Below are 1,353 nucleotides of genomic sequence, written 5' to 3' on the forward strand. Positions count from 1 at the left end.
CCGCGTTTAAGGCCGCATGCGACTCTAAACAGGTGGCTGTGATGGTGCCAACAACGGTTTTGGCCTTCCAACACTTCAAAACTTTCAGCAAACGATTAGAGAATTTGCCCGTAAGGGTCGACTATTTGTCGCGCGCCCGTTCGGCAAAACAAACCCGACAAGTGCTAGACGACCTCGCCACAGGCAAGATAGACATCATCATTGGCACGCACAAGCTTATAGGAAAGACCGTAAAATGGCACGACTTGGGACTGCTTATCATCGACGAAGAGCAAAAGTTCGGCGTATCTACTAAGGAAAAGCTGCGCACACTTAAAACCAATGTCGATACGCTCACCATGTCGGCCACGCCCATTCCGCGCACTTTGCAGTTCTCATTGATGGGTGCGCGCGACATGAGTGTAATGCGGACGCCACCCCCAAACCGCCATCCCATACACACAGAGATAGCAACTTTCGACGGCGCATTCGTTGCCGAGGCCATCAATTTCGAGATGAGCCGCAACGGACAGGTGTATTTCGTGAACGACCGGATAGCAAATTTGCCCGAATTAGCCAACATCATACGCAAGCATGTGCCCGATTGCCGTGTGGTTATAGCGCATGGACAGATGAAACCAGAAGACTTGGAGAACGCACTTATCGACTTTATGAACCACGAATACGATGTGTTGCTCTCCACTTCGATTATCGAAAACGGCATCGACATATCCAACGCCAACACCATTATCGTGAATCATGCCCACAAAGTGGGGCTGAGCGACCTGCATCAGATGCGTGGCCGCGTGGGCAGGAGCAACCGTAAAGCCTTCTGTTACCTGCTGGCGCCACCCCTTTCGGCCTTAACACCCGACGCCCGACGCCGACTGGAGGCCCTCGAAACGTTCTCCGACTTAGGCAGCGGCTTTAACATCGCCATGCAAGACCTTGATATTCGTGGGGCAGGCAATCTGCTTGGTGCCGAACAAAGCGGCTTTATGGAAGACTTGGGCTACGAAACGTACCAGAAAATTCTGTCGCAAGCCGTTACCGAACTGCGTAACGACGAGTTTGCCGACCTATATGCGGAGAGTATTGAGCAAGGAGAAGAGGTGGGGGGCGACCAATTTGTGGAAGATTGCGCCTTGGAAAGCGACCTTGAAATGTATTTCCCCGACAACTACGTGCCAGGTAGCAGCGAACGAATGTTGCTTTATCGCGAACTAGACAACATTGAGAGCGACGACGAATTGGATGCCTATCGCAGTAGGCTTGTGGACAGGTTCGGTCCTGTTCCACCGCAGGGTGAAGAGCTGATGCAAGTGGTGGCTTTGCGACGAATAGGCAAACGATTAGGCTGCGAGAAGATAATGC

1 protein-coding gene is annotated in these 1,353 nt (G+C 52.2%); it reads left to right on the forward strand.

Annotated elements, in window-relative coordinates:
• Window positions 1–1,353 (forward strand): TRCF domain-containing protein (locus tag BN93_RS02570; protein WP_044259630.1); only part of this gene is annotated, 1,353 nt, incomplete at both ends.

It is taken from the genome of Prevotella conceptionensis 9403948 (assembly GCF_000312305.1).
Classification (GTDB): domain Bacteria; phylum Bacteroidota; class Bacteroidia; order Bacteroidales; family Bacteroidaceae; genus Prevotella; species Prevotella conceptionensis.